18 protein-coding genes are annotated in these 22,957 nt (G+C 58.0%); 10 read left to right on the top strand and 8 right to left on the bottom strand.

Going from position 1 to position 22,957, the window contains the following annotated elements; genetic code table 11:
- Positions 1–80 precede the first annotated feature (80 nt).
- Both HMPREF2849_RS00635 and HMPREF2849_RS00630 read right to left on the bottom strand, forming a co-directional pair.
- A complete protein-coding gene (locus tag HMPREF2849_RS00635; protein WP_083327246.1) occupies positions 81–2,042 on the bottom strand; it encodes a pyruvate kinase in 1,962 nt (653 codons plus the stop codon).
- 138 nt (positions 2,043–2,180) lie between these two features.
- Positions 2,181–3,128: an L-lactate dehydrogenase gene (locus HMPREF2849_RS00630; protein ID WP_016421677.1), complete on the bottom strand. Its 948-nt coding sequence runs from the start codon at positions 3,126–3,128 to the stop codon at positions 2,181–2,183.
- A gap of 111 nt (positions 3,129–3,239) precedes the next feature.
- On the opposite strand from HMPREF2849_RS00630, the gene HMPREF2849_RS00625 reads away from it, so the two are divergent.
- From HMPREF2849_RS00625 to HMPREF2849_RS00615, 3 genes are all read left to right on the top strand, one after another.
- Complete coding sequence (locus tag HMPREF2849_RS00625) at positions 3,240–5,216, top strand: alpha/beta-hydrolase family protein (RefSeq protein WP_016421678.1); 1,977 nt, start codon at positions 3,240–3,242, stop codon at positions 5,214–5,216.
- A 136-nt stretch (positions 5,217–5,352) separates the two neighbouring features.
- Positions 5,353–5,949: a superoxide dismutase gene (locus tag HMPREF2849_RS00620; RefSeq protein WP_016421679.1), complete on the top strand. Its 597-nt coding sequence runs from the start codon at positions 5,353–5,355 to the stop codon at positions 5,947–5,949.
- Positions 5,950–6,119: 170 nt separating this feature from the next.
- Positions 6,120–6,965 carry a crotonase/enoyl-CoA hydratase family protein gene (locus HMPREF2849_RS00615; protein WP_070862439.1) on the top strand — a complete coding sequence of 282 codons (846 nt, stop codon included), beginning with the start codon at positions 6,120–6,122 and terminating at the stop codon, positions 6,963–6,965.
- Positions 6,966–6,969: 4 nt separating this feature from the next.
- Here HMPREF2849_RS00615 and HMPREF2849_RS00610 read toward each other — a convergent pair whose 3' ends face one another.
- Positions 6,970–8,790 carry a ribonuclease H-like domain-containing protein gene (locus HMPREF2849_RS00610; protein WP_070429928.1) on the bottom strand — a complete coding sequence of 607 codons (1,821 nt, stop codon included), beginning with the start codon at positions 8,788–8,790 and terminating at the stop codon, positions 6,970–6,972.
- A gap of 173 nt (positions 8,791–8,963) precedes the next feature.
- On the opposite strand from HMPREF2849_RS00610, the gene HMPREF2849_RS00605 reads away from it, so the two are divergent.
- From HMPREF2849_RS00605 to yidC, 4 genes are all read left to right on the top strand, one after another.
- On the top strand, positions 8,964–9,743 hold the full coding sequence (locus tag HMPREF2849_RS00605) for a DUF6474 family protein (protein ID WP_016421682.1): 780 nt from the start codon (positions 8,964–8,966) through the stop codon (positions 9,741–9,743).
- A 160-nt stretch (positions 9,744–9,903) separates the two neighbouring features.
- A complete protein-coding gene (locus HMPREF2849_RS00600; RefSeq protein ID WP_246815150.1) occupies positions 9,904–11,661 on the top strand; it encodes an alkaline phosphatase D family protein in 1,758 nt (585 codons plus the stop codon).
- Positions 11,662–12,009: 348 nt separating this feature from the next.
- The gene (locus HMPREF2849_RS00595; RefSeq protein ID WP_016421684.1) at positions 12,010–12,363 is read left to right on the top strand and encodes a histone-like nucleoid-structuring protein Lsr2; all 354 of its coding nucleotides are present in this window, start codon (positions 12,010–12,012) and stop codon (positions 12,361–12,363) included.
- A 196-nt stretch (positions 12,364–12,559) separates the two neighbouring features.
- Entirely contained in the window at positions 12,560–13,918 is a 1,359-nt protein-coding gene (gene yidC, locus HMPREF2849_RS00590) for a membrane protein insertase YidC (RefSeq protein WP_016421685.1), read from the top strand.
- Between the two features lie 51 nt (positions 13,919–13,969).
- On the opposite strand, the gene HMPREF2849_RS00585 is transcribed toward yidC, so the two are convergent.
- From HMPREF2849_RS00585 to HMPREF2849_RS00575, 3 genes are all read right to left on the bottom strand, one after another.
- On the bottom strand, positions 13,970–14,590 hold the full coding sequence (locus tag HMPREF2849_RS00585; RefSeq protein WP_016421686.1) for a TetR/AcrR family transcriptional regulator: 621 nt from the start codon (positions 14,588–14,590) through the stop codon (positions 13,970–13,972).
- Positions 14,591–14,977: 387 nt separating this feature from the next.
- Positions 14,978–15,271: a GlsB/YeaQ/YmgE family stress response membrane protein gene (locus HMPREF2849_RS00580; RefSeq protein WP_016421687.1), complete on the bottom strand. Its 294-nt coding sequence runs from the start codon at positions 15,269–15,271 to the stop codon at positions 14,978–14,980.
- Between the two features lie 344 nt (positions 15,272–15,615).
- The gene (locus HMPREF2849_RS00575; RefSeq protein ID WP_016421688.1) at positions 15,616–16,515 is read right to left on the bottom strand and encodes a universal stress protein; all 900 of its coding nucleotides are present in this window, start codon (positions 16,513–16,515) and stop codon (positions 15,616–15,618) included.
- A gap of 297 nt (positions 16,516–16,812) precedes the next feature.
- Here HMPREF2849_RS00575 and HMPREF2849_RS00570 point away from each other — a divergent pair, with 297 nt between their 5' ends.
- Genes HMPREF2849_RS00570 through HMPREF2849_RS00560 form a run of 3 tightly spaced genes read left to right on the top strand, consistent with a single transcriptional unit; the run spans position 16,813 to position 21,302 of the window.
- Complete coding sequence (locus HMPREF2849_RS00570) at positions 16,813–17,844, top strand: pseudouridine synthase (protein WP_070429930.1); 1,032 nt, start codon at positions 16,813–16,815, stop codon at positions 17,842–17,844.
- A gap of 18 nt (positions 17,845–17,862) precedes the next feature.
- Positions 17,863–18,657 (top strand): ABC transporter ATP-binding protein, encoded by a 795-nt coding sequence (locus HMPREF2849_RS00565; protein ID WP_246815151.1) that lies wholly within the window; start codon positions 17,863–17,865, stop codon positions 18,655–18,657.
- A gap of 20 nt (positions 18,658–18,677) precedes the next feature.
- Positions 18,678–21,302, top strand: a complete 2,625-nt coding sequence (locus HMPREF2849_RS00560; RefSeq protein WP_070429931.1) for an ABC transporter permease — start codon at positions 18,678–18,680, stop codon at positions 21,300–21,302.
- 111 nt (positions 21,303–21,413) lie between these two features.
- Here the strand turns inward: HMPREF2849_RS00560 and HMPREF2849_RS00555 are convergent, their stop codons facing one another.
- Both HMPREF2849_RS00555 and HMPREF2849_RS00550 read right to left on the bottom strand, forming a co-directional pair.
- Positions 21,414–21,857 (bottom strand): DUF2871 domain-containing protein, encoded by a 444-nt coding sequence (locus HMPREF2849_RS00555; protein WP_038627034.1) that lies wholly within the window; start codon positions 21,855–21,857, stop codon positions 21,414–21,416.
- Positions 21,858–21,947: 90 nt separating this feature from the next.
- Positions 21,948–22,703, bottom strand: coding sequence for an SDR family NAD(P)-dependent oxidoreductase (locus tag HMPREF2849_RS00550; protein WP_168157923.1), 756 nt, complete (start codon positions 22,701–22,703; stop codon positions 21,948–21,950).
- Positions 22,704–22,957 lie beyond the last annotated feature (254 nt).

Here is a 22,957-nt window from a genome sequence, read left to right as displayed (position 1 = left end):
TCCGCAGTCTTTTCTCCCACGGTGTTTTTAGGTGCGCTCCCCCTAACCTACCTAAACTAGCCCGGCCCCTACCCCAGCCACTAGTCCGACCAGCTGCGAATCTTCCGCAGCATGATGCGGCTCTTACGCTGCGAACGTCCCATCTTCCGGGCCAGGTTGTTCAAAATCGCGATGGCCTCGGTAATGTGCGGCCCCTTGTTCAGCATCACGCACTCGGCACGCAGGGCGAAGGCCGCATCGGTAATCTCCGCGCGGGACGGCAGGCCGGCCTTGGCCATGTTCTCCAGCACCTGAGTACCCAGAATGGTCGGCACACCGGCTGCCTGCGCCAGCGTCAGAATCTGGCCTGGGACCTCACCCATACGGTCGAAGCCCAGCTCCACAGCCAGGTCACCACGAGCAATCATCAGACCGGACTTGGCGCGCTTCATGCTGGCGATGATGATTCCCGGCAGATTCTGGAATGCCGGAATAGTCTCAATCTTCAGCACAACACCCAGGTTCCGAGCCTTCGACGCCAGGTCCTCGCGGCCCGCAGCCTCATGTTCCGCCGCAATCTCATCGAGCACCTTGTAAACGTACTCAGCATCCCCCTGCGTGCGAATAAAGCTCACCGCAGCAATATCCGCATGCTCCACCACAAAGCGCAGGTGCTCAATGTCTTCGTCGGTAAGCGAATTGAGTGGCAGGTCGGTGTTCGGCAGATTGATGCCCTTATGCGCCGCCAGCGGCTGACCATTCGGCTTCGTACGCAGGACACGCAGCCGGGCATCGACGTGACTATCTTCGCTTGACGACGTCTCGGAGACCTCAACCACCTCAGCGCCAAGTGCACCGTCGTCGAAAAGTACCGGATCGCCCGGCTTCAGAGCCGCCACAGCAGACGGCAGCGAACAGGAGACACGAGGAATCTCGTCATTTGTGCGGGGAATGGTGGTGATTTCCTCGCGACTGGTGAGAATGAACTCATCCCCAGTGTGGAAGCGCAGCTTTTGCACGGTCGGTGGCACACCACCAGCGCGCGTGACCTCGTAGTTGCTGCGCAGGTGTGTGCCCTCGGCGATCCAAGCGTTCTTCTCCCCCTCGGCGAGGACAGCCTCGATCTCGCCCTCGGAGTCGGTGTCGATGCGCACAACGGTGAAGTGACGCTTCGCCGAGCGGGAGTCATGCAGCGTAATGACATCGTCAAGCTGCAGCTGTTCCAACCACCCCTGATCTGCTTCCAGCGGCAGTGCGGGACGCCCCGGCAAATCGCTCGGAGCTGGCTTGGGGTGCTCATCCAGCCGTGGAGTCAGCCAAATCTTGGACTTGGAGATGACCGTGCCGGCGTCGTCACGCACAACACGGGCGCGCCCCACACGCGGCCCCGGTTCGATATCACCCGTGCGCAGCTTCGGGCCAGCCAGATCCATGGACACGAAGATGCGGCGACCGGCCTTCTCAGCTGCAGCATTGACGTTGTCAATCATGCGGCTCCACTGCTCAGGGCCGTCGTGGGCGCAGTTGATGCGAGCGAGATCCATGCCAGCGGCAGCGAAGCTCTCCACCAACTCTGCATCGTCGGCGGCCTCGGCGGGCAGGGTCACCATAATGTGCGAAGTGACATCCGCGCGCTCCTGACCGAACAGCTCGGTGGCGTTGTTATCCAGGGCAATATCCGCGCGCTCATCGTCGGCAATAATGCGGGCGACATCGATGTCTGAGGTGCGCCCCGCCAGCGCCAACAGCGCGTTGAGAGCGAGCTCAAGGCGCCCCCGGGTGAAAGTCTCCACCGTGGTCAGACTGGTCACGCCGAGGTCGTGCAAGCTGTTTTGCAGCTCACGGATGTCAATTGTGCGCAGGTGTGCGTAGTGCAGCAGGTTTTCCGCGTGCCGACGGCGCTCTTCCGGCACCTCTGCGAGCAGTGCAGAAGCCTCCACCGAGACGTCGTCCAACTCTGTGATCAGATCAGTGACCTTGCTGATGAGGTCATCCAGACGCGGTACGGCCGCGCCGCTTTCAGTGTTGTCAGTTGCTGTGTCTTGAGGGCTCTGCGCTGCCATAGAGAAGGCACTCCTGTGTTGAAGACGAAGCGTTGGCCAGAGTCGGCCACGCGGGCCAATAGAAGGTGGGCATTCTCATTCTCAAATGAGACGGCCGAAAGCGCATGTCGAGAAGACATCTACTCTCGCTACCAGCAGTTACTTCCAGAATGGATCCTGCACATCTCGGAGCGTCTGAATGGACTTGTCCAGCTGCTTCTTTTCGTATTCGTCCAGCTCAAGCTCGATAACGCGGCGAATTCCTCGACGGTTCACAATGGCTGGTGTTCCGATGAACACGTCCTCATGACCGTATTCACCTTGCAAGTATGCGGAGACCGGCAGAGCTACCTCTTGGTTCTGGAAAATGGCGCGCGTAATGCGGGCCAGACCCATACCGATTCCGTAGGAAGTGGAGCCCTTGGCATCGATAATCTCGTAGGCGGCATCACGGGTTCGGATGAAGATGTCCTCCAGCTCGTCGTGAAGCGCGGGGTCGGCGGCGAGGCGCTTGGACAGACTGACGCCTGCAACGTTGGCGCTGGACAACACCGGCAGCTCGGAGTCGCCGTGTTCACCAATGATGTATGCGTGCACGCTCATCGGGGAAACATCGTAGTATTCACCCAGCATGTAACGGAAACGTGCGGTGTCCAGGATGGTGCCGGAGCCGAAGACACGGTTGTGTGGCAGCCCGGAGTACTTCCACGCGGCGTATGTGAGTACGTCGACGGGGTTGGAGGCGATCAGTAGGAGCCCATCAAAACCGCTGGCCATGACGGAATCGACGATGGACTTCATAATTTTCATATTCTTGTCCACCAGCTGTAGGCGAGTCTCGCCGGGCTTTTGTGCTGCGCCTGCACAGATGACTACCAGCGCGGCATCGTCACAGTCGGCGTACGTGCCCTGAGTGACTTTGGTGCGCGACGACGCCCACACGACGCCATGGTTTAAGTCCATGACGTTGCCCATCGTCTTCTTTTCGTCGATGTCAATGATTGCCAAATGGTCGACAGTGCCTTGGTTGACCAGTGAGTACGCATATGCCACGCCGACGTCGCCAGCGCCGATCAGCACGACCTTATTTCCTGTGGATAGCTTCATAGCCCTCGGATCCTTCTCAACCGATTCGGAAAACGTTGCGACACCCCACAGGCTACGCTTTGTGCGGAAAACTGGCGCGGGATGAATAAACCCCGTGGAAAAAATTTTGCCATGATGGGAGTTATGGGATTCCTGCGTCGCGCATTTACTTCGATTGCGCCCTCGATTGCGTCTACGGGCAACACACCTGTAGCTCAGTCAATCGAAACCACCAGGACAGTGCGAGCTGCACGAGCAGCGCGAACGGGAATTACAGGAGTCGCTGGCACAGCTGGCATGGCCAAAGCGCTGGGCGCAGTCGGCACCGGCAGTCTGATGGCTACCAAAGTCTTTCGCGAACGCCTCCTAGGTACCGGCCCTGGCACTATCCGCAGCGCACTGCGGGCGGGCATCCCCTCCAACCCCGGTCTAATTGGTGCAGAAATTGCGTCATGGGCTGCCTTTAGCCCCTCGCTGATGCCGCGTACTCGGACCGCCACCGTTACTGTGACCTTCCTGGCACAGCTGGCGGGCCATGTCACCGGGGTGGCTATCGGCTATGGCTACAACACGACGATGCGGCGTCTGGCCAGCACTCCGCTCAGCCGCTTTGCGCCGGCACCTCGCCACGAGCGCGCGCTGGCCGTGACCTGGCATGTTGCCACCACGGCCACCACCGCGGCGCTGTGGCTGCGCTCCATTTCCCAGCAGCGCGAAATTGGCCGACTGGTGGGCAAGGATGAGCAGGAATCCGCACGCAGCCAGTTCGCCTCCACAATGATTGCCAGTGGTCTCTACCTGACCACTCGGGGGCTCTCCGCGCTGGCCAATCGCGGCTATGACTTACTGCGGGACAACCTCCGCCCCTGGCTGCCGCGCGGTCTCGCCCCGGTTCTCAGTGGTGCCATCGTCGGTGGTGCCGTGGCCGCCAGCATTGACCGACTGCTTATCCGTCGGACTTTGGAGTCCATCGCCAAGAAGTCCCGATACCTGAACACGCTGGTCGTTCCCGGCCGCATGCAGCCGTGGGAGCCAGAGCGTTCCGGTAGCCCGTGGTCTTTGGAGCCGTGGCACGCACTCGGCGCCGAGGGGCGCGTCTTCGTCGCCGAAGGCCCCCGTGCCCGCGACCTGGCAGCGGTCACCGGCAAGCCGCTCTCCGAACTGCAGGAGCCCATCCGCATTTATGCGGGCAAGGTGCCAGGTCGTTCTCTGCGGGAACAGGCGGAGCTCATCATCCGCGAGATGCACCGCACCGGCGCGTTCCGGCGTGATCATCTGGTTGTCTTCACCACCACCGGCACCGGTTGGGTGCCACCGTGGTCGGCGCAGGCTGCAGAGTTCTTGACCCTTGGCAACTGCGCCACTGTCGCTCTGCAGTACTCTGACCTCCCCTCCCCAGTGGCATGGCTAACGGACCACGAAACCCCAATCGCGGCTGGCCACACCCTTATCCATCGGGTGTTGCAGGAAGTCGACAAGATGCCGGAGAACGACCGTCCAAAGGTCTACGTCGCCGGTGAATCCCTCGGCGGGTTTGGCGGTCTCGGCGCATTCGAGAATTCCGCTGACATGCTCGCACGCGTCGACGGTGCTGTCTGGACGGGCGCACCACAGTTCTCCGCAATGTGGAAAGAGCTGACGCACCGTCGGACAAAGGGGTCTCCGGAAATCGCTCCAGTCATCGACGAGGGGCGAAACATCCGCTTCGCTACGCGCCCCGACGAGCTGTACCACTCCTTCTATGGCACCAAGTTCGGGCCGTGGGAATTCCCGCGCGTCGCATTCCTGCAGCATGCCTCTGACCCCATCGTTTGGTGGGATTACCCACTGGCCTGGCGCCGCCCCGACTGGCTTGCAGAGCGCGTCGGCCGCGATGTTCTCCCCTCCATGCGCTGGCATCCGTTCGTCACCTTCTGGCAGGTGCTTATCGACGGCCTCGCCTCCGTCACCGTCCCCGGTGGTCACGGCCACCGGTACGAGGAAGAAATGCTGCCCACGTGGGCTTCCATTCTCGACATTCCGCTTGACGACGACCTGGGTGGCGCGGCCGGAATGCGCTTCAAGCGCGTGAGTAAATGGATTCGCCGCATTCAGCCGCCACGTTCATAAACTTGTGACAGATACCTCTGAACAGCATTTTTTACGAATTTCGCATTAATTGTATTGCTTAAATGGTTGCGCATCCGCTCATCTTGAGTACCATCGACGGCACAACCTAAAAGCGTGTTGAGGAGGAATTTTCCTAATGACTAAGTACGAACTTCCTGAGCTGGATTACGCTTACGACGCTCTGGAGCCGCGCATCTCCGGCGAGATTATGGAGCTGCACCACAGCAAGCACCACGCTAATTACGTCAATGGTGCCAACGCTGCTTTGGAGAAGCTCGCTGCTGCTCGCGAGTCCGGCGACTTCGCAGCTGTTACCGGCCTGTCCAAGGACCTGGCCTTTAACCTGGGTGGCCACACCAACCACTCCCTGTTCTGGAAGCTGCTGTCCCCGAACGGTGGCGGCCAGCCGACCGGTGAGCTGGCTGAGGCTATCGAGCGCGACTTCGGCTCTTTCGAGAAGTTCCAGGCTCACTTCAACGCTGCTGCTCTGGGCCTGCAGGGCTCCGGCTGGGCTGTTCTGGGTTACGACACCATTGCAGAGCGCCTGGTTATTGAGCAGATGACTGATCAGCAGGGCAACCTGTCCATCAACCTGAAGCCGGTTCTGCTGCTGGATATGTGGGAGCACGCTTTCTACCTGCAGTACAAGAACGTCAAGGCTGACTACGTCAAGGCTGTCTGGAACGTCTTCAACTGGGATTACGCTGCAGAGCTGTTCGCAGCTGCCAAGTAATTTCAGCTAACAGCGCGTAGCTTTTTACGCGTCCCTGCCGCGCGCTAAAGATGGCTTACCGGCTCGCTGACGGGGCTTACCCTCAGCGGGTCGGTTTTTTATGTCTTGTTTGAGACCACTTTTGGTATTTCCCGGGTGGCACACGTAGCCGTCGTTTAGCGTTAGTGCCCATGAACACCAGCAACAATGTCAACGTCGCCTATGAACACCTCGCCGTAGCTGATTCAGAGGCGGCGAAAATCGCTGTCGTCAGTTTGGACCGCGAAGACAAACTCAACGGTCTAACACTTGAGATGCTGACCGAGCTGTCCGCCGTCGCCCGGAAACTGGCAGCTGACCGTGATCTGCGTGGCGTAATCCTACGTGGCGAGGGCAAATCGTTTTGCGCTGGACTCGATTTCGCCTCGGCATTTAAGAAGCCCTCACGCATCCTGCGCTCATTCGTCCCCGATATCCACGGCACAAACCTGTTCCAGCGCGCCTGCTGGGACTGGCGAGGCCTGCCGGTGCCGGTCATTGCGGCGGTGCATGGGCACTGCTACGGCGGTGGTCTACAGATTGCACTAGGTGCTGATTTCCGCATTACTACGAGCGATGCCAAGTGGTCAATCCTCGAAGCGAAGTGGGGACTGATTCCGGATATGTCCGGTATGCGAACCATCCTCGATGAGGTCAGCGCCGATACTGCACGTTGGCTGACCATGTCTGGCGAAGAACTCAACGGCAAGGAAGCAACTGAGATCGGTCTGGCGACGTGGGCCGTGGACACGGAGGACGCTGCACTCAAGCTGTCCAAGGAGAAGTTGGCACAGCTGGCGACACGCTCGCCGGATCAGCTGGCGGCGACGAAGCGGCTTTTCCGCGATGTGCACCGCTCTCCTCGCTCAACATTCCGTGCCGAGCGCACACAGCAGCTGCTGCTGTTAGCCCGCAAGAACACGGCCATTATTCGCAATGCTGCGATGAAGAAGGTCTCACCTAAGTTCGCCCGGCGCGGCACGTGGGCGCGTGGTTAGCGCGCTAAGGAACCGGCAGGTCATCCCCATGCGGCAGGTCCGCGGCCGCGCGCTGTGAATCCAGCCAGTCGCGGACGTGGGCTACCGATCGGCAGTCATCGCCGTTGTAGCGCAGCAGCATGGCGCGAGCCTCGGCTTGCGTGAGCTTTTCAAAGGACTGTTCCGAGACAAAGTCAAGGTCAGTGACCGTCGCAATGCGATACAGATCCAGCGATGCCTCGCCGTCAACATCGGCGTCGCGCCAGTGGAAGCCCGACCACGGGGCCACGACTTTAAGCCCCATGCCGACGGTGGAGAGGATCTGGCGACGGGCGACCTTCAGCATGTCCACCCAGTCCTCCGAGGCAATGAACTTGTCCACTTCTTCGCGGGTCGGCACCCGCACAATCTTTGTCGGGCCAGCTGCCTCGGAACTGGAACCAGCCGCATCGCCTGTAGCCAGCTCCGCCGAATCTGCGGGCACCACAAATTCCTGGCCGCCGAACCGGGTGGCGCTCTGACGCAGCCAATAGTTCTCACCCTCTGCCGCCCAGCAATAGGCGCGGAAGGTCTTGCCTTGTTCATGCGCCGCATTTCGACGACGCATCAGGTAATCCCAGAAAATCGCAAAGTTCCTGGCCTCTGCCGTGCCACCGAGCCCTTCTGGCCCCGGTGGCTCCCAGGTGATAAACCCGCGGTAGTCCTCCCCAGGCACCCACGTTCCCCACAGGTAGGCGCCATCGTTGGGGTACGCCTCCATATCGATATCCATCTCAATATCGCCACGCGGGGCCGATGTCTTAGCGGCTACCCGGAGCGCGTCGACGTCGGCAAGCCGCGCCCTCGCCATCCACACCTGCTCCTTGCTGACGTGCGGAGTGTTGGTACTGGCCTGCGCCAGTGCCGTGACTGTGTCGATGCCCACACTGCGCAACCGCATGGACTTATCGCCAGGTAGGAGGAGGGAAATATCGTCACTTGCGGTCAGCTCATCCAAGCAAAGGTCGTGGTGACGGCAGGTTCGGCACTCCCGGATGCGCCGTGGCGCCAGCGGCCAGGTGCCTGGCGTAAACCGTGACGGTCGCCCCTGAGTGGCAGCGACGGCATCACGCGCATCCCGCAACGCCATCCGGTACGAGGCCACGCGCGAACCTTCATCGGCAATGACAATATGCCGTGTATCCAGGTTCATCCCGGTGGCACTAATCGCCCCCACCAGGCCACAAGACACGCCCAGGCGGTGCAGTATCGCCGCTGCCTGCCCAAGCTTCACAGCATCGGGTCCGTAATGCCGTAGCTTCCACTCGTCCGCGACAACCATCGCCTGACGCAGGGTCCGTCCCATCACGCCATCACGCCCGAGCCGGTCAACGCCCAGCAGTCGCACCTGCATCGCCGCCGCACGCGCCACATTGCTTGACGACGGCTTACGCCGCCGGCCCGGTTTGCGCGCAGAGAGCAGGTGCCGTGTGACAACCAGGACCGGCATATACGTCGGGGAGGTCGTCTGTGGTGAATCATCGACCTTGACCAGCAGATCGGGGTGGCAAATCTCGTCGATTCCCGAGTACACCCCACCGGGAATCGGACGCTCATGCATGAGCACGCCACCGGTGATGACGCTTTCTCCGCGGGCGATGGCCTCAAGGGTATCCAGGTGAGCGTCCGGTCCCGAGGCCACTGTGTACAGGCCGGGGATGGACGCGATGGACGTCGGCAAGCGGTGCTCATGGTGAGAAGCAGGTTCGACTAGCCGCCCCTCGCGGAGGTCGAGGCTCAGCCGGTAGCGGCAGCCGATGAGGTCGCTCGCGTGGAGAAGCGGGCGCGAAACGGATGAATCAGTCACAATGAGAATTAGCGTATCGCCACTCGGTAGGAAGTTTCACGTTAAGCTTGGATAGCAAGAATCGTGATGCAGCCACTGCATCTGGCAAGCGCACTCCGGCGCGGTGGGGTTTACGGGTTTTCCGCCCCACTTTTCCGGAGGGACTATCTGCGAGCAACTAGGCGAAGGAAAAAATGAGCTTCTTGGGTGACATCCGTGAGCGTCGGCGCGAAACCGCCAAGCAGGTGAAGGCTGCCAAGGCGAAGGCTAAGGAAGAGGCTCGCCACGCAGCTCGACTTAATCGCAAGGCACATAAGGCTGAAGTCAAGGCCGCTAAGCGCGACCAGAAGCACCAACACAAGCTGGAGCTGAAGGAGGCCGCTGGCCGCGTTCGTTCTGAGGAAAAGCTCGGTAAGAAGGAACTCAAGCTGGAAAACCGTGCTCTGAAGCGCGCGGAGAAGATCCGCAAGGCGAGTGCCAAGGACGAGAAGAAGGCGCTGGCCGCCAAGCAGCGCCACCAGACCAAGATGGCCGAGAAGATCCTGCAACAGCAGCGCAGCCAGGGCTTCAACAAGGACAAGGCAAAGTCGTGGATCGGTGGCGCACGCCTGCTGGTACCGGTGCTGGTTCCGCTGGCCTACCGCGCCATCACTGCCATTCAGCGCCGTGAACACTCTTCGGCCGCGCAGAAGTTCGGTGTTTCCGCTAATGATGCCGCTCGTTACCAGGGGCACGGTGCGCCGCTGCTGGCCCGCATTGAGGCCACTCGTGGTTCACTGACAGAGCTGCGTAAGTCGGGTGTCAAGGGTACCGATGGTTTTATCAAGGACGCCAACTCGCGTCTGGATGTCATGACTGACGCCATTAACACTGCCGAGAAGATGACCCCGGAGCAGCGTCGTCGCGCACACCACTCCATTACCGCAGAGCTGGATTCTCTGGATCGCCAGATCATTTCGGAGCTGGGCGCGTAAACCTGGCCGCTTCGGGTTAAGGCCACTCGCCGAGATTCGTCGAACTAAGCGCGACTGTTGTTGAGCAGCAATAGTCGCGCTTTCGCTCTTAGTACCCCCGTATCGGGCTATTTTCTCCCTCCGATGGCGCTACGGACTGAGAACTACTGTAATGAGGGCTATGCCATCTTCAGATAAATCTCAGACTGCAGCCTCGGATCTGAACGGCGCAGTCTCGAACAGCGACGCAACAGCCCAAAAGCCATTCACCCCTACTCGTCGTGCCGTACTGCGTGCCGGCGCTACCGGTGCTGCTGCTGGCGCCATCGGCCTGGCGACCGCTACTAGTGCGGGGGCCAATCCTGAGTCGCAGTCCTCAGCTAATGCTGGCGGTTCTGGTGGTTTTCAGGTCTTCCAACACGGTGTGGCCTCTGGCGATCCACTGCCGGACTCCGTTCTTATCTGGACTCGTGTGACATCGCACCCTGGCGACACCGCAGGTGCAAACCAGGGCCGCCCTGTTGCACTGAAGTGGGAAGTCGCTTCTGATGAGGGCTTCGGCAACATCGTTGCCTCTGGTGCCCTGAACACCGACCCGGATGCTGACAACACCGTCAAGATCGATGTCAAGGGTCTCTCCGCTAATTCCTACTACTTCTACCGCTTTACCGTCACCGCTGGTAATCACGCGGGCCAGGTTTCCCCGATTGGCCAGACTCGCACTGCGCCGCCGGTGAACTCCTCGCCAGATCACCTGGGCATCGCGCTGACCTCCTGCGCTAACTGGGAAAGTGGCTTCTTCTCCGCTTACCGCGATATGGCGGAAAATGACCGCATCGACATCATTATGTGTGTCGGTGACTACATCTACGAGTACGAGGCCGGTGGCTACTCCGGCAAGGGCCCGGTTCGTGACCACAAGCCGGCTCACGAGATTATTTCTCTCGCTGACTACCGCCTGCGCTACGCCACCTACCGCACCGATGCGGACCTGCAGGAAGCTCACCGCGCAAAGCCGTGGATTGTGACCTGGGATGACCACGAGGTCGCCAACGATGATTGGCACAGTGGCGCTGAGAACCACGACCCGGAGACCGAAGGCGACTACGTTGCCCGCCGCGACGCCGCTATCCAGGCTTACCTGGAGTGGCTGCCGGTTCGCGCTGTCCCCTTCTCCCAGGGCGGCAAGCTCTACCGCAGCTTCCGTTTCGGCGATCTCGCCGACCTGACCATGCTGGACCTGCGCACCTACCGTGACCAGCAGCTGAAGTTCATCCGCGCTGGCGAGACCGATGATGAGAGTCGCTCCATGCTCGGCTCTGAGCAGTTCAATTACCTGCTCGGCCAGTGGCGTTCCTCGAGCGCAAAGTGGCGTGTCGTGGGCAACTCCGTCATGTTCACTCCAGTGCTGGTTCCGCCGCTGGATCCGGAGGCCACTCACGCTGTCACTGAGCTGCTGAGCTTGCCTCAGGACGGCCTGCCGTACAACTTGGATCAGTGGGATGGCTACGCTGCTGAGCGTCGTAAGCTGATCGACATCATGGGTAAGGAGGGCTACGACAACGTTGTCTTCCTCACCGGCGATATTCACTCCTCCTGGAACTGCAACGTACCGAAGGTCCCGGGCCAGTACCCGAGTGCCGGTATCGCCGCCATTGAGATTGTCTGTACTTCCGTCAGCGCCCCGAACATCGATGACATTGTGAAGCTGCCGCAGGACAACCCGATTTCCTTGGCTGCTACCGCTGGACTCAAGGCTGCGAACCCGTACGTCAACTACCTCGAGTTCGACCGCCACGGCTACACCGCTGTCTACTTCGGCCGCGAGGACGTTACCTCTGAGTACCGCCTCGTCGAGGTCAAGGAAGAACCGAACCAGCCACTTTTCGTCGCCGCTACCTACCGAGGCAAGCCTGGTCAGGGCATGACCCAGGCTTAAGCGCCTTCTCATCCTTTCGCTTTCCGACGACCACTGAGAGCGCACCCCGCATTGCGCTCTCAGTAGCGTAGTTGCTGTTCACGACGGCCCTGCACAACATGCAGGGCCGTCTTTTTATTACCCCAAGTTCTTGTGCACAATTAATCGAATTATTAACAAACCATGTATTCGATATAAGTTGCACAATCTAACTCAATTATCGTCAATAGACATTAAATTTCTTTGCACTTATACTGTGAGGGAAAGAAAACAGGGCTTGATATTAATTTGAAATTTCACCGTATTGAAGTTTCACCGTAAGCCTTCTTCATTATTACAAGTTCAGCACCAAGCTTAGGCAGGGATTCTATGGCACGCCGCGAACTAATTCAGTACATCGACGACCTTGATGGGACTCCGCTTGATTCCGCAGATCACCAAGTCGTTCGTTTCTCTTTCCGCGGTAAGAACTACATTCTCGACCTCTCTCAGGAAAATGCTGAGAAGTTCGAGCAGGTATTAGAACCGTATATTGCGAACGCTTCTATTGATCACAGCACGGTTGTAGCTCCGCGTAAGCGCTCTTCCGCTAATCCCAATGCCGCTGAGGCCCGTGATCGCAATCGCAAGATTCGCCAGTGGGCACGAGAGAATGGCATGGATGTTGCAGACCGCGGTGCGCTGCCAAAGCACATTATTGAAAAGTACGAGAGCGCTAACTAGTTCTCACCCAGGTTCGTTTGCCTTCCACTGGATGTCATCCAGCTTCACTATCTTAAAGACAGGGTCCCGCCACAGCGGGGCCCTGTTTTAAAGTTGGGGCAGGTGATTCGAGTCGCTAGGATAGCGGCTGGAATTGGCACACCGGCCTAATCCGGTTGTCTTACTTTTCTTATCCTTGACATGGAGGAGTCGGCCCGTGGTTATTTTGGAACCATTTGTTTGGCTGGTCTCGTTTGTCCTTAAGGCGTGGCACCTTTTACTGGCCTCAGTGTTTCACCTGCCATCTTCTCTGTCCTGGACGCTTTCTCTCTTCCTGCTGGTGTTTACGGTGCGTGGCGCTCTGGCGTTTCTCGCGTTCCAGCAATTTATCTCGGCGCGCAAGACGGCCAACCTACGGCCGCAGCTTTTTATACTCAAGGAGCGCTACCGCAGGAGCATCGAGCCGAACTCGCCACAATACGTAAACTTTGCCAGCAAGGAAATGCGCAAAGCCGAAGGTATTAAGACCTCCGTAATGCTGGCGCCCCTCTTCGTCCAGATTCCCGTGATTATGGGCCTTGTTCGCATGCTGAGGCACATGCTGCGGGCGTCTGAGGGGCCTGGACTGCCTGCGTCTCATAATGTCGGATTCATCTCTAAGGATGAGATTTCCGACTTTCTGAGCGCGACATTCTTGGGGCAGCCTCTACCCGCGTATCTGCGCATGGACCCGGAGCAACTACAAATCCTTGGGGGCAATCATGATTCGCTGTTAGCTTTCTGCATTATCGGCATCGTGGCAGCGGCCATTTTCACCGGTTTTAACTTGGTCATTTCCTACCGCCGGTTGCAGCGCACTCTCGACTATTCCAATAGCGTCAGTGTATTCCTCAGCAAATTCATGCGCGTAATGCTTATCTACGCACCGCTGATGATCCTCTTCGCGGGGTTCTTTGGCCCAACACCTGTGGCTCTAATTGTCTACTGGGTCACCAATAACTTCTGGACACTGACCCAAAATATTATTCTCACCCGCTATGTAGAAAAGACCTACCCACTCACGGACGATTTCCGAACTCTTCAAAACCACCAAAAGGGTGAATACGAATCGGAGCGGGAAGAAAAGAAGAAGTTAAAGCAGGCCAAGCGTCGCTTTTATATCAAATCCGCATTCGCTCCGTGGAAAATAAAGCAGTATAAGAGCGAATATGCCGCTATTGAGAAGGAATCGCGGGACCGTCGTAAAGCAAAGCAGGACGAAGAATATGCCCAGGCTTTGAAAATTGCGAAGGTTCGCTACATGGTGACCCAGATGAGGCCTGGCGCTCAGGACAATTTGCCGTCCCTGACGCAGGATATGAAGATTTCCTCGGGTATAGTTCCGCCGCTTCCCGGCCTGGCTAAAGTGCGGGCAGACATGAAACGACAAGCCGAGAAAGCACAAAAGGCGCAGAAGCGGCCGAAACCAATTCTGATTGCAAAGAACCTGGGAATGCTGCTCGGCCAGAATACGAAGAATATGGTTAAGAAAGCCACCGGCTCAAAGGAGTCGGACTGGAAACGCTTCCGGGATTAGCCCGTGAGCAAAAGGCGAGAACTAGGGCGCGTTAAAAAGGGAATTAGGTATTTACGTGACCAAGTCACGGGCCAGGTCGCGCGCCATCTGCAGCGGGTTCAGATCCTTGGACATCTTGGCACCCGCGAGGCCGCCGTCGAGGTAGAGCAACAGCATATTTGCGTGAGCAGACGGCATACTAGATTCATTTTCAGTCAGCAGCGTGTGTAGCTGTTGCCAAACCCAGGAGCGGTGATCGGCTGCGGCCTGGCGGATGTCCTGCTCCGACTCCGTTTCCGGCCGCGGATATTCACTAGCCGCATTCTGGAAGTGTGAACCACGGAAGTCGATTGCCGGCTGCTCCGCAATACACTGATCGAAGAAAGCGAGAATCTTCTCCGCCGGGGTATCCAACGAGGCCACTCGCTGCTCCCAAGCCTCCCGCCATTTGGCATCGAGGTCTTGCAGATACGCGATGACCAGCTTGTCCTTGGATCCAAACAACGAGTACAGGCTGGCTTTGGCGACATCAGCTTCCCGCAGGATGCGGTCAATGCCGACAACGCGGATGCCTTCCGTTGTAAACAGAGCTGTCGCTGATGTCAGGAGGCGCTCCCGCGGACTGGGGCGGTTACGACGGCGAGAGGAAGCGCGGCCGCCTTTTGCGCCCTTGCCCGTTGTCGCTTCTGCCACGGCAGTACCTCTCGTCCTTCCAAAGTCACACCCCGTTATAACAGCTGCTTACTCGCAAATATCGGCGTTCGCGTCATTGCTTTCGCAACACTGAGCAGGGCGTTTATAGTTTGTGATATTCCATTGTAGGCGCATCTGCGACTGTGATTTTGTAAAAGAACAAACTAGTCAGTCTTTCAGCCTCTAGTCCTACTTTAGCGTGCGATGATTACTGCCCCCAACAGATGTCGCGACAACCGCAGAACGCCAACTTCACGACAACCGCACAACAAAAAGGGCATCTCAATGTTAATGAGATGCCCCGCGCTCTAGCTCACTATCCAGTAGATAGCAGCGTTACGACGCTTTGTGCTGAGCTGTGCTGTTTTTCTTGGTTGTTTTCTTGGTTTACTTACGCTTCTGAACCAGGCCGACAATCCACAGCAAAATCACGGCGCCGAGCAGACACGTAAGGAAGCTGAAGATCATTCCACCACCGGCGACATCAACGCCGAACAGGGTGAGCAGCCAACCGCCGAGGAAGCCACCGACAATACCGACGACGATATTCAGGACGACGCCCATCGAAGCATCGGTGCCCATAATCTTGGAACCAATCCAACCGGCAAGGCCACCGATGATAATCCAGCCGAAGAAGCCCAGAGAGGGGCTAAAGGAGGCAGCAAGAAGAATCTCGTTCATGATAGATATTCCTTTCCGAAATCGTTCTGACTCAACTATAAGGCTTTCCAAAATATCTTGCACCTACTGCAAGCACTATCAGGCCATTTCGGCCACTGGGAAACTAGCGAGATAACAGTCGGATAACCACAGGAAAACCCTTATAGAATCTGTACTTTCTGCATGAAAACGGGGTTTATGCAGGCGAGAGGCCTCATTTAAATATACCGAAGCCGGTCTCCGAGACATGTCAGAAACCGGCTAGGTTCTACTTATAAATATTCGGTAACGGTTTCCACTCTCGGCGCTAAACGCGTCTCGACGACCGGCACCGGCGTCTTTTCTCAGCCTCCTCGAAGCGCGCTTTAGGCGTCAGTCTCCGGGCGGACGACCATCATCGGGCAAGCAGCCGCCTGCAGGAGTGCACGCGAGGTGGAGCCGAGCAGCATGCCCTTGAAGCCTCCGCGGCCGTGGCTGCCGACGACCAGCAGCTGCGAGCCTTCCGAGGCATCAGCCAGAGCACGAACCGGACGGTCGCGGGTAACAACCTTCTTGATGGCCACGTCCGGGTACTTCTTAGCGTACTTCTCCAGGCGGTGGCCGAGCAGAGCCTTCTGCTCCTCTTCCACAACCTGCCACTGGCTCTGAGCTGCAGAAAGACCGGCCAGGGAAGCCTGTACCTGCATGTCCATCCAGGTGTGAACTGCAATCAGCTCTGCACCACGGGCATCGGCCTCACGGAATGCGTACTCCGTTGCCTTTTCGGAAATATCGGAGCCATCGACGCCGACAACGACCGGGCCGTACTTGGTCTCATCGGTTACCAGGTTGTCCTCGCGGACAACAACAACCGGGCACGATGCGTGGGAAACAACAGCGGCGGAAACCGAACCCATGACCATGCCAGAGAGCCCACCCAGACCGCGAGAGCCCATAACCACCATGGTTGCCTGCTCAGACAGGTCGAGCAGCATGTCAATCGGGCTGCCCTCTTCAATCTGGTGGCTGACATCTACCGACGGTGCGAAGTCGAGGGCAATCTTCTTGGCCTCGTTAATCTTCTCCAGGGTTTCGGCCTCAAGATCGTCGTAAAGCTCCTGCGGCGGAACCATGCCCTCTGCGTAGAGGAACTGTGGCATGGAGTAGCTGCTGACCAGACGGAGTGGCTCACCGCGCTTCACTGCGGTGTTAGCGGCCCACTTGACGGCGGTCTTGGATGCCTCCGAGCCATCGACCGCGCACACAATGATGTTCTGCCTTGGCATTGATTGCCTCCTTATTATGCGATCCATAAAAATTGGCTCTCCGCGGCCCGACCGCAACGCAGCTACACCTATCGCACCTGCTTGGACGCCATTTTAATGGACAAGCTTTGCTATTTAGTCAACTCTTCCGAGCCAACCTTTTTATTACTTTCACCTCCACCCTACCCCCATTATGTTGCGACCGACAGGGCAGAATGTTGTCCACCTACGCCATTAGGGGCGATACCAACACCGCCATGTCACAGCAGCTCCGCTTGTCGGCCAGATGAATCCGGGGCACCTGTTAAAGTCAGCCGTATGCGTCGCATGCCACTGCCCATTCGCGATGGGCTCAACCCATCCCGCATCGCCGCTCCCGGGCGTCGTGGCGATGCCCCCACCCGTGCGTGGGATCTGCTCGCAGGCGCTATCGCAGGTCAAACCCATCGCCACCCGGACGATGATGAAGCGGCCGTGGCTAAACGCTTTGCAGATGGGCTCGTCGTTCGCGCCAACTCAGTGCCGTACAGTCCGGATGACATGGTGAAGCCCGGCGCGGAAATGTGGTTTTACCGCACCCCGGCACCGGAGCGCACAATCGCGGGGCCGATGCCGATTGTCTTTCAAGATGACAACCTTGTGGTCGTCGACAAGCCGTCGTTTTTGGCAACGATGCCACGCGGCCGACACATCACGGAAACCGCTGTCGTACGCCTGCGGCGGGAGCTGGGAAATCCGGAGTTGGTTCCCGCGCATCGCCTCGACAGACTGACGTCGGGGTTGCTCATCTTTACCGCCCGGCGCGAAGTTCGTGGCGCCTACCAGGGGCTTTTCGCATCTGGGGAAGTCACTAAGCGCTATCACGCGCTGACATCGCCCACACCCATCGCTGGCGCGACCAGCGAAGCCCTGCCCGAGACCCCGCTGGAGTTGCGCACACGACAGCACAAAGTTGCTGGCCAGATGCAGGCTTATACTCTCGAGGGCGAGCCAAACGCCCACACCATCATCGAGCACATTTCGCTTGTCGACGTGCCTTCGGACGCCGACGGCCTCGCTGCCGACAGTGGTCGCGTTGCGCTGTGGCAATTGAAACCCATCACCGGACGCACTCATCAGCTGCGGCTGCACTTGAGTGAGCTGGGCTTTCCCATCCTGGGCGACCAGTACTACCCGGAGATTCTGCCGCTGGAGGCCGAGAATACCTCGGAGCCCCTGCACCTGGTCTGTGTAGAAATGAGTTTCGCTGACCCCGTGACTGGTGAACAACGAACGTTCCATTCCCGCCGCAGCGTTTTCAATCCGCTTTCGCTGCCGGATATTAATTCGCCGTTGATCAAATCTAATTAGAAGAGAACCCCCTCCCCCATGTCTGCCAAGCATGCACAACAATCCGCTAAATCATCCGCTGAATCTTCTTTGGAGCATCCCGCCCCACCAGCGGCGGCCTACGCTGAGAGGCTCACCAAGAAGTACGGTGTCGGCAATGCCGCTGTTACTGCACTGGACCATGTCGATATCTCTTTTGCCGCTGGTGAGTTCACCGCGATTATGGGCCCGTCCGGGTCCGGTAAGTCGACATTGATGCACTGCATGGCCGGTTTGGACTCCGCGACGTCGGGAAGCGCGTACATCGGCACGACGGATCTGTCGAAGCTGTCGGACAAGGAAATCACGGCGCTGCGGCGTGATCGCCTGGGCTTTGTGTTCCAGTCCTTCAACCTGGTGCCGACGTTGACGGCGGCAGAGAACATCACCCTGCCTATCAATATCGCTGGTCGGAAGGTGGATAAGCAGTGGTTCGAGGAAATCACCACGCGCCTCGGGCTTAAAGAACGGCTTACGCACCGCCCCTCGGAACTGTCCGGTGGCCAGCAGCAGCGTGTCGCCTGTGCGCGTGCCATTGTCAGCCGGCCGGAGATCATCTTTGGCGATGAGCCGACGGGCAACTTGGACTCGAACTCATCTCGTGAGGTATTGACGATTCTCCGCGATGCGGTTGATGACATCGGCCAAACCGTCGTCATTGTGACGCATGATGCCACCGCCGCGTCCTACGCAGACCGTGTTGTGTTCCTCGCGGATGGCCGCGTGGTTGACGAGCTTCGCAATCCCACGCCCGCCGATATCTTGGCGCGCATGGCAGATATTGAGAATCTTTAGGAAGGCAGGTCATCTCCCCCATGGCATCATCGTCTTCCACGCTGAGCCGCGTCGCCTGGCGCAACATCACCTCACACAAGTTGCGCCTCGTGCTCACAATTATTTCGGTCGTGCTGGGCACGGCCTTCATCACCGGCGCATTTGTGTTCACATCATCGCTGGACAAGGCCTTTAAGGGCGCAATGAGTACCGCTTATGACGGTGTCGACGTGGTGGTGACGGCCCCTGCTGACAATCCCGGTGCGCTCACCAAAGAAACTGAACAGAAGGTAGAGAACTTCCCTGGGGTGCACGCCCTCAACATCGGCAATCCCAACAACAGCATTACGGCCACGGGAGCCGATGGCAAGCCGATTCAGACCAATGGTTCGCCATCGATGGGCCTTCCCTACTATCCAGCGGCCGAAGCGGTGGGCAACAAAGTCACAATTACCGAGGGGCACGCACCGGAAGCACCAGGTGAGGTGGTCGTCAACTCCGCCACCGCCAAACTCGGCAACCTCCACGTCGGCACTGAAATCAAGGTGGCCACCCGCCTCGATCGGGCGACGGTGAAGGTCGTCGGCATCGCTGATACCTCCATCGACGAAACTGGCTACCTCGCGGTCTTCTTCACCCAGAATCAGTGGCGCGAGCTCTACGGCGAAGACGGACATGCGGACATGTTCACCCTCGCTGCCGATTCCACCACCGACGCCGCCGCACTCACCCGTGACGTCGCGGCTGCGTTCCCCGACCTCAAGGTAGAGGCCGGCTCTAAGCTCGCCGACGAGGCTTCCGAACGTGTCTCCTCCGCCTTAAGCTTTGTTAACTACTTCCTCATCGCTTTCGGGCTCATCGGTCTGCTGGTCGGCATCTTCATCATCTCCAATACCTTCACCATGCTGGTCACTCAGCGCATGAAGGAATTCGCTCTCCTCCGCGCCCTCGGTGCTTCACGACGACAGCTCACTGCGTCCGTCCTCTTGGAGGCATTCATTGTTGGCCTCATCGGTTCTGCACTAGGTGTAATCACGGGGTTTGGGCTGAGCCAGGGGCTATTCATGCTTCTCGATGCCATGAGTATCTCCATGCCCGGCGACGGCCTGACATTCGAACCGGTTGCGGTTATCGTGCCTCTCATTGTCGGCGTGGTAATTACCATGATTGCCGCCTGGACACCGGCGGCCCGCGCTGGCGCAGTCCCTCCCGTAGAAGCCATGCGCTCTGGGGACCAAACACCCAGCAATAGTCTCAGTGCTCGGACGTGGACCGGCGCAGTGCTGGCATCCGCCGCTATTGCAATCATTGCCTGGGCATTGCAGTGGAACGACGCGGAAACCAAGATTCGCGCCATCTTCGTTGGTGTCGGTGCGGTGATGGCCGTAGCCTCCGTCTGGCTTGTCGGCCCTGCGCTGTCCATGCCTCTGATCGGAGGACTGGGGCGCGTCGTAGGTGCGCCTTTTGGAACCGTCGGCAAGCTTGCGGCAACGAACTCTCACCGCAATCCGCGCAGAACGGGAACCACATCGTTTGCACTGACGCTCGGACTTGCGCTGGTGACTGTGATTGGCATGTTCGGCGTGTCCATGAAGGAAGCGGTCAATGAGTGGTCAGAGACCAATCTGACGGCTGACTTCGTGCTCTCACCGCCTCTGACTGCGCATTCGGCCCTGCCTCTTGGTGTCGAGGACGCGGTGAAGGATATCGATGGTGTCGAAGACACCGCAACGTTGTCGATTGGTGCACTGCTGGTGATCCCACCTGAAGAAGCCGCCACGATGATGGACTCCATGCCCGAACAACTCGAAGGCGGACCAGAAGGAGGCAACGCATCCGTTTTCAATAGTGACGTTGCCAAGTGGTACGGTACCCGCGCCATCCAGGGCTCCCTCGATCTGGCGAAGCCGGAGGCGGGCATTGTCATCAACGAATCAACAGCGCAGAAGAACCGATGGCAAATTGGCACTGAACTCGCAGTAATTGCCAAGAGTGGTGTCGCGCAGCTCCCCATCACCGGTATCTTTGCCGACACTGGCGATCCCGGTCAGTCCATCATCATTTCCGATGCTGCCATCCATGAGCACATCAACAGCAGGCTTGTCTTACCGTTCCAGACCTACGTCGATGTCTCCGATTCCATCGCGGCAGACAGCGGCGCCGTGGATAAAATGAAGCAAAAGCTTAGCGACGCCGTTGCGGACTACCTCGTAGTACAAGTGATGACTGCCAAGGAGTTTGCGGGCCTGGCTAATGCCTCTATCGATGTCATGCTGGGAATCGTGTACGCACTGCTGGCACTGGCGGTCATCATTTCGATTCTGGGAATTATCAATACTGTCGCGCTCTCAGTTGTCGAGCGCCGCCAGGAGATTGGCATGCTTCGAGCCGTCGGCCTGCAGCGCTCGGGGATTCGCCGGATGATTCGCCTGGAATCTGTGGAAATCTCCATTTTCGGCGCAGTCGTGGGTATTGTCCTCGGCTTGTTCCTTGGCTGGTCACTGCTGACCGTGCTGAAGGATGAGGGCCTGAATACTATTGCGGTACCGTGGCTGCAGGTTGTTCTCATGCTGCTTGGGTCTGCGATTGTAGGCGTTATTGCTGCTCTCGGACCTGGTCAGAAGGCCGCGAAGACCCCACCTCTGGCCGCTATCGCAGACGAATAGCCGCCGCTATATGAAAGCGCCCCGTGCAGATATAGTTTCTGCACGGGGTTTTATTTCGCCTTATTACCTAGGCCGAATCAGCTATCCGACTCACGCATTTCCGCTGGAAATTTATACGGCTGCGTTGGCCTTGCGATCCACGCGTTCACGATTCTTCAGCGCCTTATTGAGAAGCATAAAGAACCACACAAAGCCAACCGTCAGGATAATGTGGCCGAGTCCTGCAATTCCCGAGTACATCGGACCCCAGGCCTCCGGGCCTGAAACAACGTGGACGATACCGTTTGCCACCATCATGCCGATCGTCCAAACAATGCCGACATTCTGAACAATGAACCAGCGATCAAAGCCCTTGACAGCTGAAATATTGAATTGACCATCCAATGCCAGCGCAACCAAGAAAAAGATCGTGCCAAGGACAAGGAAATGCGTGTGCAGCGTATTGAGCTGCGTTTTATCGCCAAAATCCATTGCACGGGTAAATTCACGATAGAAAACGCCAGAAAATAGACCAAGACCGAGATAGACCGAAGCGGCTGTGAATAACTTACGCATACTTCGTAGCCTACTCAGATAATACTGGCTGCTAAATGGACTAAACCCAGGGGGTTAAACGAAAGTTTGATACCGCGAAACTAGAGGGCCTCAAACTAACCGCGCCAGTCGAGCCACAACACGTTTCGGCACAGCCTTAAATAGAGCCATCACCAGACCATATAGACCGGGTGCGACCTCCGCTCGGCCGCTCTCCGCTGCACGTAACGTGCGCTCCACCAGATAACTGAGATTCTGCTCAGGCATAAGACGCAACTTCACCGACTTCGCCTGCTTCACGACGTCCCGGAGCGCCTTGGTCTTAACCTTTCCCGGGTAGCAAATAGTTACAGTTACACCATTAGGCCTTAATTCATCCCTAAGGCTGATACCCCAATGCCGAATAAACGCTTTCGATGCTGTGTACACCGCGATCCCTGGAGTTGGTGCTACAGCCGAGATCGACGAAACCAGAATAATGTGGCCATCCTCTTCGAATAAATCGTTTAGAGAGTAAACCGCTGCGACCGTTCCGCGAATATTCGTCTGTATCATTTGATCAGCCCGCGAAAAGTCCTGGGTATTAACATCGCCATAATTCGCGTACGCGGCATTGAGGATTAAATAAACTATCGTCGCGTGATGGCGCTCAACACGATTCCGGAGCTTATCGCCAAAATCATCATCGGACTGGTCTAGACGAAGATATCGAAGACGCGAACCTTGGGTCCTAGAGTGTTCAGCGGCCTCGCTGGAAGAATCATCGTTGTAGCTACGAGAGATACACCAGATTTCATCTAGGTCTGGACGTAGCTGCCCGAGCCTATCGGCGAAGACGGCACCTATGCCCCGAGATGCTCCAGTCACGATTCCCACTCGCATGATTTCCAAGATACAGCTGACTGGTTCAGGCAATTAAAACGGCGCCGACCAAGAGTGCTGTATGGGAATAAACATGCCGACAAAAAGATACAGCGTTAAAACACTTACGCTAGTTTATGTTGTTTGCTTGTGGGTAAAACAAAAGCGGGCCGCGGCCACCACCCCACACACGGGGAAATAGCAACCACGACCCACCAACAATTATTTATGCCGGCGGCGACCTACTCTCCCACACCCTC

The organism is Corynebacterium sp. HMSC073B01 (assembly GCF_001838255.1).
In the GTDB taxonomy this organism is placed as follows: domain Bacteria; phylum Actinomycetota; class Actinomycetes; order Mycobacteriales; family Mycobacteriaceae; genus Corynebacterium; species Corynebacterium jeikeium_D.
The sequence above is the reverse complement of the archived record's forward strand: the minus strand, read 5'-3'. Positions and strand labels throughout refer to the sequence as shown.